At 37.3% G+C, this 16,911-nt stretch carries 6 protein-coding genes; all 6 read left to right on the top strand.

What is annotated here, in order from left to right:
- Positions 1–52 precede the first annotated feature (52 nt).
- The 6 genes from L3V42_RS14215 to L3V42_RS14190 all read left to right on the top strand — a co-directional run bounded on the left by L3V42_RS14215 (position 53) and on the right by L3V42_RS14190 (position 16,849).
- A complete protein-coding gene (locus L3V42_RS14215; RefSeq protein ID WP_238472267.1) occupies positions 53–3,925 on the top strand; it encodes a non-ribosomal peptide synthetase in 3,873 nt (1,290 codons plus the stop codon).
- Between the two features lie 22 nt (positions 3,926–3,947).
- Positions 3,948–12,197 (top strand): non-ribosomal peptide synthetase, encoded by an 8,250-nt coding sequence (locus L3V42_RS14210; RefSeq protein WP_238472266.1) that lies wholly within the window; start codon positions 3,948–3,950, stop codon positions 12,195–12,197.
- A gap of 131 nt (positions 12,198–12,328) precedes the next feature.
- Complete coding sequence (locus L3V42_RS14205; RefSeq protein ID WP_235762262.1) at positions 12,329–13,567, top strand: MFS transporter; 1,239 nt, start codon at positions 12,329–12,331, stop codon at positions 13,565–13,567.
- Positions 13,568–13,576: 9 nt separating this feature from the next.
- A complete protein-coding gene (locus tag L3V42_RS14200) occupies positions 13,577–14,278 on the top strand; it encodes a 4'-phosphopantetheinyl transferase family protein (protein ID WP_235762261.1) in 702 nt (233 codons plus the stop codon).
- A gap of 393 nt (positions 14,279–14,671) precedes the next feature.
- Positions 14,672–15,721, top strand: coding sequence for an ATP-grasp domain-containing protein (locus tag L3V42_RS14195; RefSeq protein ID WP_235762260.1), 1,050 nt, complete (start codon positions 14,672–14,674; stop codon positions 15,719–15,721).
- Between the two features lie 48 nt (positions 15,722–15,769).
- Positions 15,770–16,849 (top strand): M20 family metallopeptidase, encoded by a 1,080-nt coding sequence (locus tag L3V42_RS14190; RefSeq protein ID WP_235762259.1) that lies wholly within the window; start codon positions 15,770–15,772, stop codon positions 16,847–16,849.
- Positions 16,850–16,911 lie beyond the last annotated feature (62 nt).

Here is a 16,911-nt window from a genome sequence, read left to right as displayed (position 1 = left end):
GAGACAAAAGAAATTTAATTCCGATTGATGGAGACAGGAGGCAGGAAGGAATTTGAACACCAATTTTCTTATAAAACATCCAGAACACGAGAAAGGATTTCGTTTTTGGAAAGAAAAACTAGCAATAATCGAAGACTTTACTAGTTTTGACTATTATCCGCATCAGCCATCGACTCAGCGAAATCGATTGACTGTAGATTTATCTGAACAAGAAAAAAATCAGTTAAAGCGTGTGAGTAATAATAACGAATTGGCAGCTTATGTCGTCGTGCTTACGGTCGTTCACACGTTGTTATTTAAGTATCAGCAAAAGAAAGTACATACAACAATTATCCCGGATAAAGCCGGTTGCAATATCCCTTTTATTTTGGATATAGATCACAGTGATTCTTTTCGTGATTTGTTAAATCGAGCTAAAACGGAACTAAAACATGTATATCAAAATGGGGAGTTTCCGTTCAAGGATTTATTTGGGGAAGAAATCGATGAAATGCTGGGGCGTATTTCGAATATTGCCTGTACCTTGGATCATCATATGAATATTCTCTATCGTAATAGCAGGATTGGCTATTTATTTACCTTATCTTTTCATCCGGAGATTGAAATCAATCTTACCTATGACTCTTCCCTTAAAGAACCGCAAGTACGGCTAATCACCGGCTATTTTAAAAAGGTGTTAGCTGCAGCACTCGAAAAGCCGGATCTGTTAATTAGCGAAATTGATTTATTAGGTGAAGCAGAGAAAGAGATAGTATATAATATGCAGCGTTTGGATGCGAATTATAATAAACAATCGACAATACCTGATCTCTTTTTGAATGCTGTAGAAAAATATCCCAATAAAAATGCAATTATTGATGGGGGTGAAAGAATAACGTACGAGGAATTAAATCAGAAATCGAATCAATTAGCTCATTACTTAAAGGAAAAAGAGGTAAAGACAGATGAATTAGTCGGAATCTACATGGATCGATCTATAGAGTTAATGATTAGCATTTTAGGAGTACTGAAAGCAGGAGCTGCATATGTACCGCTAGATCCAACGCATCCTGCCGAGCGAACCGGGCTCATTTGTGAAGAAAGTGATATGCGCTTTTTAATTGCAACTAACAATTCGAATCTATCAACTGCTGCTGAGATCATTAACCTTGCTTCAAATTCCGTCTCAGGCCAATTAGAAACTGACTTAGATGTCAAGCTACAACCTGATGATTTAGCTTATGTGATGTTTACTTCCGGGTCTACAGGGAAGCCAAAAGGTGTCATGATTGAACATCGAAATGTCGTTCGGTTACTTTCCAATGACCGATTTGAATTTGACTTTCATGCGAATGATGTATGGTCCATGTTCCATTCCCATTGCTTTGATTTCTCGGTATGGGAAGTCTTTGGTGCGCTTGTAAATGGAGCCGAATTGGTAATCATCCCTAAGGAAATGACCATAAACCACAAAGACTTATGGTATTACTTGAACAAGCATCAAGTAACTGTATTTAATCAGACACCGCATTCATTCTATCAATTTATAAAAGAGGATCGTTTTATCAATAAGCGGATGAATTCACTACGATATATTATTTTTGGTGGGGAGGCATTATCACCTGAAAAGCTGATTTCCTTCCATCAGAAATACCCAGAAGTAAAGCTAGTTAATATGTATGGGATTACGGAGACAACTGTTCATGTTACCTATAAGCCTCTTACAATGGAAGATATGGAAAATGGGTATTCAAATATTGGTGTACCAATATCTACGTTAAACGTATTTATTTTAAATGAAGAAAATGAACCGGTTCCGCCAGGTGTAGTTGGAGAAATCTGTGTCAGTGGAAGCGGCTTGGCAAGAGGTTATTTAAATAATGAAGTATTAACGAACGAGAAATTTGTACATACGAATGACAAGTATATCGGAAAGGTTTATAAATCTGGTGACTTGGGACGATATTTGCTAAATGGCGAACTGGAATATATCGGGAGAAAAGACTTTCAAGTAAGCGTAAGGGGATACCGGATTGAATTAGGTGAAATCCAGTCACAATTGAATCGTATTTCAGGTGTGGAAGAGTCTATCATAGAGGTCGATGCAAATGAAGATGACGAAAAAAGTATTATCGCCTATTATGTCGCGGATAGCTCAATATCTAATAATCGTTTGCGAAAAGAATTGGCACGAATGCTCCCAACTTACATGGTTCCTTCCATCTTCAAAGCAGTGGATTCAATCCCGCTTAACCATAATGGAAAGGTCGATAAACATAAGCTCAAGGAGACCCTTAAAGAAGGGAATCAATCCGGAAGGAAAGCAGAAGATGATCTAGGAAACTTATTGATCACAACTTGGCAGGATGTTCTTCATAAAGAAACTATCAATATAGATGATAACTTCTATGAAATAGGTGGCGACTCGATTAAAGCGATTCAAATTATTTCGCAATTAAGGAACCGTGGTTATGAAGCAAATGTGCAACATCTATTAAGCTATCCAACAATTGAAGTCTTTAAAGATTACGTTCATAAGAGTGAGACTATAGATGATGTAGGTATGCGGGAAGGAAGTTACGCTTTAACTCCGATTCAACACGAATTTTTCCAAGAGTTCTTGGAGGGAAATGAACCACATCATTATAATCAAGCAATTATGATCTATAGCAAGGACGGTTTCGAGCAGACTTTGATTGAACAATCATTTGAAAAAATTATGGAACATCATGATAATTTACGCACCATTTTTAAAAAAGATGATCAAGCAATTCAGGCAACCATTAGAGCTTTTGAGGAAGGACAGTACGATTTCGATGTTTATGAATTCACTGGAATACAAAATGTAGAAGGAAAAATAACCGAGACATCAAATCAATTGCAAGCTTCCTTAAATATTTACGACGGTCCATTGGTACGGGTAGCCTTATTCAAAACGGATGATGGGGATCATTTACTATTTGCTATTCATCATTTAATCATCGATGGCTTATCGTTCCGGATTTTGCTGGAGGATTTCTATTTTGTATATGATAAAAAGTTAAATAATCAAGAAGTTTTATTGCCAAGACGAACCGCGTCGTTTGCTGAGTGGTCTAACGAGATATCGCGTATTGCCCAGGAAGACGTAGATAATCCTGCGACTGCCTATTGGGAGAATATGAAATGGCCAGGTAAGAACAATACAGGAAAGCACGTAGAAGTGGGAAGAAAGGGTTTCGAATTGGAAAAGGAGAAAACAGGACTACTCCTAAATGAAGCAAATTCTGCTTTCAATACAAAACCGAACGAGATTTTAATGACAGCACTAGGGCTTGCTGCCGAAGCTCACTTTGGAGAAGAGGATATAATAATAGCTCTAGAGAGTCATGGAAGAGACAACAGCTTAAATGGGATCGATGTAAGTAGAACGATTGGTTGGTTTACAAGTATATTTCCGTTCCAGCTTGTGACAGATCAAAATAATATCGAATCATCCATCATTGAAAATAAGGATAATTTACGACGGATTACACCAAACAGTAATGACTATTTAAACCAAAAGCATTTAAATCCTGAAAGAAAGGTCAATCCGAAATATAACGGCCGACCGGCTATTAGCTTTAATTATTTAGGACAGTTTGATCGGGAAGTGAATACTGATTTATTTACATTATCGGATATTTCATTTGGAGAGACTTCAGGGGGAAGTATCGTATCGCCATATGAACTAGATATCAATTGTTTCATTATCCATGAGCAATTACGAGTGAATATCGGTTATGCACAACGTCGCTTCAACGAGGAAACAATAATTGCATTTGCTAACGTTCTGCTTGAAAAGATTGAACTGTGCATTGATCATTGCTTAAATCAGGAAAGTCAACAGCAAACAGCTACAGATTTTTCATATAAGGGGCTATCGCTGGAGGAATTAGAAGGTATTTCAGCTCAACTTAATAACTAGTAATTAAAGGGGTGGAAGGAACTTGTCTACAACTCAAATTAAAGATATCTGTCCATTATCACCAATGCAGGAAGGAATGTTGTTTCACTATTTAAATGATGAAAAGTCTCAACTGTATCACGAGCATTTCATTATTGATATCAACGGGGAATTTGACCAAGCTATATTTCAAGATAGCTTCCAACAATTACTGAAAGAACATGAAATATTGCGTGCCGTATTTACATACCGAAATTCGAAGCAGCCATTACAAGTTATTTTAAATGATCGGGAAATGAACATAGACTTCCATGATTTAACGTATCTACCTAAAGTAGAGCAAGAGCAGTTAGTCGAAGAGCTGATTCAGAAGGAGAAAAATCAATCTTTTAATCTGGAAAAGGATTTATTAATCCGTGCTAGTGTTTATGGGCTCTCACAAAAAAAATATAAGATTCTATTGAGCTTTCATCATATTATTATGGATGGTTGGAGTTTTAGTTTATTACTGAAAGATTTGCTCGATAAATATGAAAGTCTCCTTCATGGTCATTCGCTTCCTGTAGGGACTATTCATTCATACGTTCAATATATTGACTGGCTTACTGGACAGAATAAGGAACAATGGTTGCGATATTGGGATGAATACTTATACAAATACGATGGTCAAGCAATGCTGCCAGTCGATTATCCATCTACAGGTAAGCGCAACTTAATCGATTACACATTTCATCTTTCATCCGATTTTTCAGAGCAATTAGAGAACTATGCAAAGGAGAATCGTGTAACGCTTAATAGTGTGCTGCAAACGATGTGGGCGCTCCTATTACAGCGATATAATGATTCAGATGATGTTGTCTTCGGTTCGGTTGTTTCTGGTCGACCGCCTGCTGTTCCTGGGATTGAGGAAATGGTTGGGTTATTTATTAACACCATTCCAGTCCGGGTAAGTTCAAGAAATGTGACAACTATTGATGAATTGGTTCGGAATGTTCAAAGCAATAACTTGAACGGTAAAGAATATGAATATGGATCATTAGCAGATATTCAAAATCTGACAGAACAAAAGGAAAATCTTATTCACAGTATTCTTGTTCTTGAAAACTATCCAATCAGTGATGAAATGGACAGGTTAAATGACCAGAATGATCTAGGGTTTATCATTGAGAATATTCAGGTGGAGGAAGCGACGAATTATGATTTAAATATCATTGTCAATCCTGGAATTGAGATGAAATTCACGATTAAATATAATGCGGATGTTTATTCCGAGTCATTAATTAAACAACTTGGAGAGCAAATGCACTTATTACTGGCGCATTTCAGTACCGAAAGAGACATTGCACTCCATGATATCTCTATTATTACTGAAGCAGAGAAAAAAATACTAGAAAGCATGAATGAAACAAAGACTTCGTATCATGAGGAGTCGATAATCGATGTCTTTGAAAAAATTACAGCTGTAAATCCAGATAAATTAGCACTTGTTTTAGGAAAAGAAAATTATACATATAAAAATTTAGTAGAACGGATTAATAAGATTTACAGTTTATTGCAACAGAATGGAGCAAAAGCTGGAGATGTTATTGCATTAAACATGGATAAATCCATGGAAATGATTGCAACAATGCTTGCAGTAATTAAATTAGGAGCAATCTATGTACCGATAAATGTGAAAGACAATCAGGAGCGGATGAATTATATATTGGAAGATTCTCGGACACAACTGCTTTTGACAAATCGCTCAGAAGTTCTGCGGAAAGATGCATCGGTTGCTATAGTCGATGTGAATGATGCTTGGAGTCTGGAAGTAACGGTAGAAGAACAGACTCGGGAGGTACATTTAGAAGATCCGGCATATATTATGTATACATCTGGCTCAACCGGTAATCCAAAGGGTGTTCTCATTAAACAAAAGAGTATTTTACGAGTTGTATCAAATACGAATTATATTGATATTACTGGAGAAGACGTTCTATTGCAGTTATCTGATTATTCCTTTGACGGGGCAGTGTTTGACATTTATGGTGCCCTTTTGAACGGAGCAACTTTATGTTTGATAAATACAGATGATTTCCTTGATTTCGGGACGTTAACAAATATTATTAAAAAAAATAATGTAACAGTTAGCTTTATGACAACAGCCTTATTTAACACCGTTGTTGACAATAAAATTGATGCTTTAGCGGGATTTCGGAAGATATTATTTGGCGGAGAACGTGCATCTGTTAACCATATTCAAAAAGCACTTGATTATTTAGGGAAAGATAAATTAATACATGTATATGGACCGACAGAAAGCACGGTATTTACTACTTTTTATCCGATTAACGATTTAACGAATCAGCAAGCAGTTCCGATTGGAAAGCCGATTACAAACACCCAAGTATTCCTATTGGATCGGCAGCAACTGCCTGTTCCTCTTGGAGGAGTTGGAGAACTGTATATTTCGGGAGAAGGACTTGCTGCCGGTTATTTGAATAAAGAAGAATTAACGAAAGAAGCTTTTGTAATAATCCCAGAGTTGTCGAGTGAGAGATTGTACCGAACAGGGGATTTAGTGACGATGGACCGGAAGGGAAATATTATTTTCCTTGATCGAGTTGACCATCAAGTGAAATTACGTGGTTTTCGAATTGAACTTGGAGAAATAGAAGAAAAAATTGTTCATCGACTTGATGCTAAAGAAGCGATTGTATTGCCCGAGCGTGATGAAAACGGAAATGTGCAGCGATTAGTTGCTTATGTAGTGGGAAGCAAGGAAATTAAACGACAGCAGCTAATAGGTTTACTGCCGTATTATATGGTACCGGAACAAATTGTAATGCTTGAGAAATTACCGTTAAATAAAAATGGGAAAATTGATAAATCAAGGCTTCCACAAGCACGTGATATCCAGACGGCGGAAGTAGATCATTCTGTGAGTGAACTCGAAAAAGAGATGATCGATCTATGGAAAGAGGTACTTGGACTCCAACAAATTAACGTTTATGATCATTTTTTTGAAATTGGCGGTCATTCGTTAAAGGCAACTAGCCTCATCTCTAAAATCCGTAAGAAGTGGGATGTGCAATTAGGGATTAAAGATATTTATAATCATCCAATTTTAGAAGAGATGGTTGGAATGATACAGAGTCTGGATAAGCAATTGTTTATGAGCATTCCAAAATCAGAGGAAAAAGCTTATTATGACTTGTCGTTTGCGGAACAAAGAATGTATACGATGTGGAATATGGATAGGGACAGTACAGTTTACAATATTTCCAGTGCTTTTACACTTAAAGGAGATATAAATAAACAACGTATTCAAAGCGTGCTGCAAAAATTAGTGGAAGGACATGAAGCATTACGGACAACGTTCCATCTAGTAGATGACATTCCGAAAAAGCAGATTCATGAACAAATGGAGGTTCCCCTTCAAGAAAGATCCATCATGTATCACAGTGTAGACGAGGAAATTGTGCAGATCATTCAACCTTATGATTTAGAAGAAGGACCATTATTCCGAGCATATTTATTTGAGAAAGAACAGAATGAGCATATTCTTGTTTTTGATTTACACCATATTATTGCAGATGGAACTTCCATTGGGATCCTAATCCGTCAATTTTCCAAGTTATATAACGGAGAAGCACTTGAATGGCATCCCTTACAATACAAGGATTACTCCGAATGGCAATTACAGCAAAGCGAATCAGAAGTCCATAAAACGGATCGTCAATACTGGTTAGATAGATTTTCCGATGATATTCCTAAACTTGACTTCCCACTAGACGCAAGTCGAACGAATAAACATTCTTATTCTGGAAAGGCAATAACGAAGCGTTTAGATCATACACTCCTGCAGGATCTAAAAGGTTATGCAAAAGAAAGTAATGTTTCTTTATATTCGGTTCTCCTTGCTTCCTACTATGTCTTACTCGAAAAGTATACAGGAGAAGAAAATATAGTAGTTGGAACAAGTGTAGAAGGAAGAGATCATGAAGATCTTACTGAAATGGTCGGGATGTTCGTAAATACGTTGGCATTGAAAAATAATGTGAACGGAAATCAAGTATTTCATGATTTCTTAAAGGGAGTACATCAAAATTTCCTGCAAGATTATGAACGAAGCCATTATCAATTTGATGAACTTGTATCCGAACTGAATATACCAAGAGAATCAGGAAGAAATCCTTTGTTTGACGTCATGTTTGTCATGCAAAATTCAGACATCGGAACAATTCAGATGGATGGATTGATTATTGAGGATTATCTGATCGAACAGCCAATTGAGAAGTTTGATATGACACTGCAATCTGCTGAAGAAGACGGGGAGTTACTACTATCGCTTTCTTATAGTGATGAATTATTTTCAGATGAACAAATGCAGCTTTTATTAGAAAACTATGTCAACCTCCTCTCTCATTTACTAGAGTATAAGTATGTGAAGTTAGCTAATATTTCTGTCCTTACGAAAAATGAAATTGACTTTATTTATGATGATTTTAACGACACGAACCGTACGTATGAAAAGGAAAACTCTATCATTCAAGTTTTCAATAATATAGTGAAGCAAAGCCCTCATAAAGTTGCAATTCAACATGATGATAAAGAAATAACGTATGAGGAGTTAGATCGGCAAAGTAATCAAATGGCAAATTATCTACAAGAAGCTGGGGTGATGAAGCAGGATGTAGTGGGATTAACAGCAGATAGGTCCGCTGACGCAATCATTTCCATTTTGGCAATTGTAAAGTGCGGTGCTACTTATTTACCACTTGACATGGATAATCCAGTTTCACGACTAGCGACCATTGTAGAGGATGCGAATCCGAGCTTAATCATTAATTTAAGTGGCGCCGATTTATTCGAATGGTCAAATACGAAAGGGATTCCCTTACCGGATTGGCAACGATATAATAAAGTGTTCAAACAACGTCAAGAAGTGAACGGGGACTCCCCTTTATATATTTCTTATACTTCGGGTAGCACAGGTAAACCAAAAGGAGTGGTCATTAAACATAAGAGTGCGGCAAGATTAGTATTAAACAGCAATATCGTGCAATGGAAACGTGAAGATAAATTGTTATTGACAGGGTCGCTTGCTTTTGATAGCCATACATTTGAAATTTGGGGTTCGTTATTAAATGGAATAACTTTATGTATTGAAAAGAAAGATATAATTTTAAATAGTGAATCTCTGAAGCACTATTTAAAAGACAATCAAGTGACGGTGATGTGGCTTACAGCTTCACTATTCCATCAATTATGTCAGGAAGACCCAGAGATATTTAGGCCATTATCGTATTTGCTTACCGGTGGAGATGTCGTATCACCAAAATTTGTGAACCGAGCGAGAGAATATGCTCCAAGCCTCACTATTATTAATGGCTATGGACCGACAGAAAACACGACATTTTCTTTAACTTATCCAATCAAAAAAACATTAAAAGAGGATGTCAGTGTTCCGCTTGGTAAGCCGATTTCAAATTCGACGGCTTATATTTTGGACAAGCATGGCGAACTTGCTCCAATTGGTGCCTGGGGTGAAATTTATGTTGGGGGAGACGGTCTCGCATCACATTATTTGAATGAACCAGAGATGACAAGAGAGAAGTTTGTGCATCTTAAACATATAACGAATCAAAAACTATATCAGACAGGTGATATGGGACGCTTGAAAGTGGATGGAAATATCGAATTTACAGGCCGGACTGATGATCAAGTGAAAATACGAGGCTATCGTATTGAAGTAGGTGAAATTGAAAAGACACTCTTAAAAAATATAAAAGAAATCGAGAATATTGCTATTATTTTTGACAAGGAAGAGAAACAATTAATTGCTTATTATATTTTAAATGAGAAACAGTCTGGCAATATACGAGAATTGGCTCGTCCTTATTTAACGGAATATATGATGCCGCGATACTTTATTGAAATGGCCCAGTTCCCGTTGAATATTAATGGGAAACTAGACAAAAGGCAACTTCCTAAACCAGTACTCCATGAGAATACTGAACCAGCGACATTTGAAAATGAGAAAGAAGAAGTGATTGCTGTCATTTGGTCAGAAGTATTAGGGCAGAAGATTGATTCAAGAGAAGCTAACTTCTTTGAAGTTGGCGGAGACTCGATTAAAGGGATCCAAATGATAGGTAAGTTAAGGAAGGTTGGCATTAAAATTGAAATTAGCGATTTGATTAAATATCCAACCATTGCTGAGATCAGTTGTTTTACAAAAGATGTTGATATCATCAGCCAAAAGGAGATAACTGGGCCTGTTCCCATGACGCCGATTCAAAGACAATATACGTCATTGAACGAAGACTTCCATCATTTTAATCAATCTGTATTTCTCTTTAACAAAGAAGGAATAGACGAAACAGCAACGGAAAAAGCACTCCGGGCTATTATCGAGCACCATGATGCCTTGCGGATAACGTATAAAGGTCAACAATCGAATGAATTAATGATTCAACCGGTAGATAATAATTATAATTTTGAAGTCGTACAAACAAATAGTGAAGAAGAAATAAATGTCATTACGGAACGGACACAGCAGTCTATGAACCTAGCAACCGGTCCATTGGTGAGAGCAGTTCTGTTTCAAATGGACGAGGGAGATCACCTGTTGATTGTGATTCACCATCTCGTTGTTGACGGTGTATCTTGGAGAATTATTTTAGAAGATTTCTATACAGCTTACCATCAAGTGATAGAAGGACGTTCACAAATCATTTTGGAAGAGAAAACCCACTCGGTGAAAGCATGGGTAGACCACTTGCAAAAACATCGTAACTCAGAAGAACTGCAGAATGAATATGCATACTGGGAGAAGATAGCAGAAGAGGAAACCGTACAGATTCCACTACGAAATGTGCGAGAGAGAAAATGGAAAAGTCGTCGTGTCAATTCTAAAGAATTAACCGAGGATCAAACGGAAACCTTGTTATATCTTGCTCCGAAAGTATTTGATGCAAGAATGAACGATTTATTACTTGCAGCTTTACGATTAGCGGTCCAAGAAGTATTTTCTCTTGAAGGCACGATACCTGTATTATTAGAAGGGCATGGAAGGAATGCAGATCTATTCAACCTTGATCTATCAAGGACCGTTGGCTGGTTTACCATTAGCTATCCAATTAATCTACCGTTACAGGCTGGTGAAACTTTGACAGAAACGATTTTCAACACGAAGGAAATCATTGATCAAGTACCAAACGGTGGCATTGGCTGGGGATTATTATCTAACTCTCAAGATGAATTTACTAATGATGAGCAACCACAAATAAGCTTTAATTACTTGGGACAAATCGATTCGGATGTGGAGCATGGTGAGTTTGGACATTCCAGTTATTCGGGTGGTTCAGAAGTTGGCGAGGAAATCCTTTCGTTGTCTTCTTTAGATATAAATGCTCTCGTAATCAATCATAAATTGAGAATAAATTTCGGAGCGGATAAACTGGAAATAGACGATAAACTGTTAGAGACAATTGGAAATACGTATGTAGAAAAACTAGTGGAACTGACGAATCAGGCAAAACAGGCAAATGAATATCAAACAATTGGAAAGCAGAAGATAGAAGCAGTATATAATCAGCCATCAGTCGTATTACTTAATGAGAAAAAAGAACAGCATGTATTTGTTTTCCCACCTCATATGCCGCAAATCGGCTACAGCATTTTATATAAGAATCTGTCACTCTATCTCGAGACGCATTCGTTCTATATGTTTAACTTTGTGGCGAATGAGGATATTCTAAATTACTATGCAGATCAAGTAATTGCTTTACAAAAAGAAGGACCATACACGTTGCTTGGCTATTCATTTGGCGGCACAATCGCCATGGAAGTAGCTCGCATACTTGAGGCAAGGGGATATCAGGTAGACGATATTATCTTAATAGATAGCTATGTTGTAGAAGAAGACAGCTTTAATCATATTAGTATGGAAGCTATTGAATCAAGTGTTGATGCAGAAGTAACTGGGGACTTTAGTATCTATATGTCTTTAGATGAGGAGATGAGAAAAGATATTGTTAATAGTTTTATTAATTATTACCAGTATACGAAAGACATCGTTAATCTCCCATCTCCATTAGACTCGAATCTGCATTTGCTAAAGGTTGAGGGAAAAGTAGGACATTTGAAAGATACAAGAGGGAAATGGGAAGAACTTACTGTTAGAGGGTATTATGAATACCCATCTGTCGGGGAACATGAAGATATGCTGACTGGTGAATTTTTATCGAAAAATGCTAGCATTGTTTCCTCGATTTTAAAGGATATCATTGCTCATCGTAATCGATAAAGTGAAACTTCATTCAGTGGGGCTTGCTTACTACCTCCCTCACTGAATGTTAGTTGAACAGAATCAGGGATTTCTGTTATGCAAAGCAGTGATCCCATTCTTTCAAGCTGTGAAAGGAATGGAGGAGACAGGTGCAGAATAGTTTAGCAGGAAATAAGAATTTTGTACTCTTAGTCGGCGGCCAAGTTGCTTCTTTAATGGCTACCTTGATATTGCGCTATTCGTTTGCATTATATTTGCTAGAAATGACACAATCAGAAGTACTTTTCGCTTCAATTATTGCGATTGCCTATATCCCGTCTGTTGTTCTCACTCCAACATCGGGCGTATTCTCGGATTGGTTTAATAAGAAATATTTAATGGTGATTTACGACGTATGTAGTGGACTGCTAGGATTTATCGGAATCTACATGGTGCTTCAGGGACAAATGGATGTTTTATCCGTCACAGTAATTTTATTACTATATTCAGTAATTAGTGGTATGTACACTCCATTAGTGAGTTCATCGATTCCTTTACTTGTAGAAGAGGAGCAAATTGTAAAAGCAAACTCGGTGAACACATTGGCGACAACATTTGGAAACTTATTCTCCCCCTTAATTGTTGGGATTATTTATGGTTTTTTTGGTTTAGAGTTTATTTTATCCATCGTAACTTGCATCTTTTTCATTGCGGCATTTTTTGAATGCTTCATTGTGATGGATAAGCCAGAGGAGCATAAAAAAACGTGGAAGCAGTTTTTTATCGATTTTAAATCCGGTCTCGAATTTTTGAAAAACGAGAATCTCGTGTTGGTCATCGCCATTGTGTCTTTATTGGTGAATTTGATTATCATGCCGCTTTATACGATAGGTATTCCTTATATCACAAAGGAAGTTTTACACTTTACAGATATTCAATTTGGTATCAGTGAAGCTTCTATTATTCTAGGGCTGATTGTCGGAGCAGTCTTAGCGAATAGTTTCGAGAAGCATAGCTTAAGAAAGTTTATTATCGCTGCACTCTTTCTAGCTGGAATTTCTGTCGCAGGAAAGGGGCTTACCATTTTTTCCGCTGGTTATATTGAACAAACGATTTATGTCCTGCTACTTTTATGTGGTGTATTACTAGGAATTGGTGCGATTTTCGGCATTTTAAACGTAAATTTAAACGCTGTGATTCAAAAAATGACACCGAGGCATTTGCTGGGGCGAGTAAATTCTGTTGTAATTGCCCTTGTGACAGCTGTTATTCCACTAGGACAATTTTTAATTGGATTCATGTTTGAACAGTTTGCTGCTTATACAGTCGTGATGATATATGCAGGAATCTTGATGATGATTAGCTTGCTTTTCTTTCTATACTTCAAATGGAAACCTATGAGTGGGTGAAAAATAAACATGGAAATTTATTACTGCAAGATTGACGGTACGATGACGGATCGTATAATCGAAAAGTGGCTCCAGATCACAAAAAAAGAACGAGTGAAAAAGATAAAAGATAATCTCCAGAAGAAACAATCTTTGCTTGGGGATATGATAACCAGAACAGTTATTAGCAGAAAATATGCTATTCCTTTTCAAGAAATCAATTATGTTTATAATGCTTATAGAAAACCATCTATTGATGTGGTGGATTGCCATTTTAATTGTTCTCATTCTGAAAAAGGTGTATTTGTAGCTTTCGATAATCATCCAATCGGAATTGATGCTGAAAAAATTATCCCAATCGACTCTTTTCTTGAATTGAGTGAAATGATATTTACAAATAAGGAAAGGAACTATGTAGTGAATGGGATAAAAATGAAGCAACTAGACCGTTTTTATAAACTGTGGACGATCAAAGAAGGCTATGTCAAGCTGTTAGGAATGGGATTACATTTACCATTAAATCAAATTGAAATTGATTTGGATCAACAAATTGTATCAGATGAATCAAGAAATAACTTTCCGTCTGCGCATTATTTTAGTTCAAAAAAAGATGATTATTTAATTTCAGTTGTGTCAGAAACCAATAAATTTAATAGTAGGATTCAAGAACTGACGATAGAGGAAATTGTGGATTACATTGATAAGCCTGTTAGATTGAATCTGAAGACATAAAGTGAAACTTCACTTAGTGGAGGGTTTCTTTCTTCCCCACTAAGTGTTAGTTGAACAGAATCAGGGATTTACGGACTGTTTATCCTCCAACTGCACATTTTGAATTACCCTTCTATTTAGAGGTGGGGGTATTGCTATTAAAATCATTAGCTCTTCCGCAAACACAAAAACCTCTCTATGTACCCTTCTCATATAGCGAAAATTGTCTATTTCAATATAGTAGTTATAGTTTATTGCTGTTCCCGCTAATCACTGCAATATAAGATAGGAAATGTAAAGGCTCCTGAGTTGTGAGTATTAAGAATAAAGGGAAAGATTAAAGTTTACCATGCTGGGTAAATATTAATATCTTGTTTCTGAAAAAATGATATAAACAACGAGGAGCTGAACAAGTTGAACATCTTATTGACATCAACAGCAAGAAGGATAGACTTGGTAGGTTTTTTTAAAGACGCTTTAAAAAAAGCAGAAATCGAAGGGAAAGTAATTGTTGCTGATCCTGAGTACAATGCCCCGTCGCTCCAAGCGGGGGACGAAAACTATGTAATACCTGAACAAACGGATACCAATTATATGGAAGCTATTATCGAGATTTGTAAGAAACATGATGTGGACTGTCTAGTCCCATTGAATGATTGGGAAGTGCCGGAAATATCGGAGCATAAAAAAGAACTCGAGAAATTAGGTGTATCCGTATTTGCACCGAATTCCACTGTTGTAGAAAAGGTTCGGGATAAGGGAAAGTACAAGGAACTGCTGGAACCGTTCGATGTTAAATCTCCGCTTTCCTACTTTCATGTAGAAGATGCAAAGAAAGCATTGGAAAAACAGGAGGTATTCTTTCCATTAATCATGAAGCCCCGTAATGGTTCTGCTTCAATAGGCATTGAAATCATTGATAATGTCGAGGATATGGAATTTGCTTACCAGCACGCTATTCAAGAAATTAAAGAAAGTCCCCTTGCTGGAGATACTTCGAGAAAATCGGAAGATAATATCATTATTCAAGAAGTGATTGAAGGGGATAAATTCAGTGTCGATATGTTTAACGATTTAAACGGTCAGTTCCTAACATCTTTTGCTAGGAAGCAATTAGGGATGAGGGGCGGGGATATTGACCGATGTATTACCGTAAATATACCGGAATTAAGGGATATTGCCGAGCAGCTGGGTAAAGGATTTGGCCATGCAGGCTATATGAACACGGATGTTTATTTTAATGGGACAGATTATTACGTGATTGACATTAATCCCCGATTTGGCGGCGGCTATGCATTTACCCATTTAGCAGGAGCCGATATTCCATCTGCAATCCTTGCTTTAACTGCAGGAGAAGAGATACAAGAAGAGTGGCTGCATCAAAAGCCTAACATCGAGCTGGCACGCCATGACATCGTTGTACCCATAAATAAACGAAAAGTCATGAAGGCACTTGAAGAATAGCATGTATTGTAAAACATTCGTTGAAATTTTAGTAGTAGGAGGGATAAAATGGGTGACCCAATTCCCTTATTAAAAGACCTAATTAAAATAGACAGTTCGACAAAAGCAGGGGCAAACAAGGCAATTGCTTATTGTGAACAATGGCTGGAAAACCAAGGCGTCCCGGTTAAAAAATTAGAAAACCACGGGTTTCATATGCTTGTTAGTGAACTAGGACAAGGTGATTCTACGATTGTTTTAAACGGACACATCGACGTTATCGAAGCAGAGGACAGGCAATTTCAGCCTTATACGGAAGAAGGGAAAATGTATGGTCGTGGTACAGCCGATATGAAAGCAGGAGTGGCCGCTTCAATGGTTGCGGCTGCTCAATTGAAGGATATGGAATTAACATCCAACGTTATGCTTCAGATCGTCCCGGATGAGGAGACCGGTGGCAGGAACGGCACCAAGTATTTAACAGAAAAAGGTTATTTGGGAGACTTTATTATTTGTGGTGAACCAACAAACCTTGGGATTGGCATTCAATCTAAAGGAGTGCTCCAGCTTGATATTACTGTTCCGGGAAAACCCGCACATGGAAGCCGTCCTTGGGAAGGTGCGAATGCAATCACGAAAGCGATAGATCTTTTTGAAGAAATTTTAGAGCTGCCTTTTGCACAAGAAAGTTCATCCATGTTTACGAAGCCCTCTATCAATCTCGCAAAGATCAAAGGAGGAACCGTTTATAATAAAGTCCCGGAAAAGTGTGAGATGTCACTGGATATCAGATATCTGCCGCATCAATCTCTGGAAGATATCGTTCATCAGATTAAGGAAATTACAGACTGCAGCCTTTCTATTCATAATCGCAATAACCCAATCAAGACAAAAGAAGACAATCCTTATGTGGAAGCATTGGGCGAATCAATTAAACGAATTACGCATCTGGAAAAAGTTAATTTATTCGGTCAGCATGGCTCCAGTGATGGGCAGTACTTTACCGAGTACGGAGGCGCCGCTGTAGAATTTGGCCCCATCGGCAGTGATTGGCATGGGGAGAACGAAATGGTTTATGTCGATTCAGTGAGAGAATATCAGGACGTGCTGGTGGATTTTATTTTAAATCTGGAGGATAACTTGCGATAGAAGCCGATAAGCAGAAGAAAAAGGACAGTCCACTTACCGATTAAAACGGTTTAGGACTGTCC

The organism is Oceanobacillus alkalisoli (genome assembly GCF_022213125.1).
Classification (GTDB): domain Bacteria; phylum Bacillota; class Bacilli; order Bacillales; family Amphibacillaceae; genus Oceanobacillus; species Oceanobacillus alkalisoli.
Note: the sequence above shows the minus strand (reverse complement) of the source record. Positions and strands in the feature narration are given on the sequence as shown.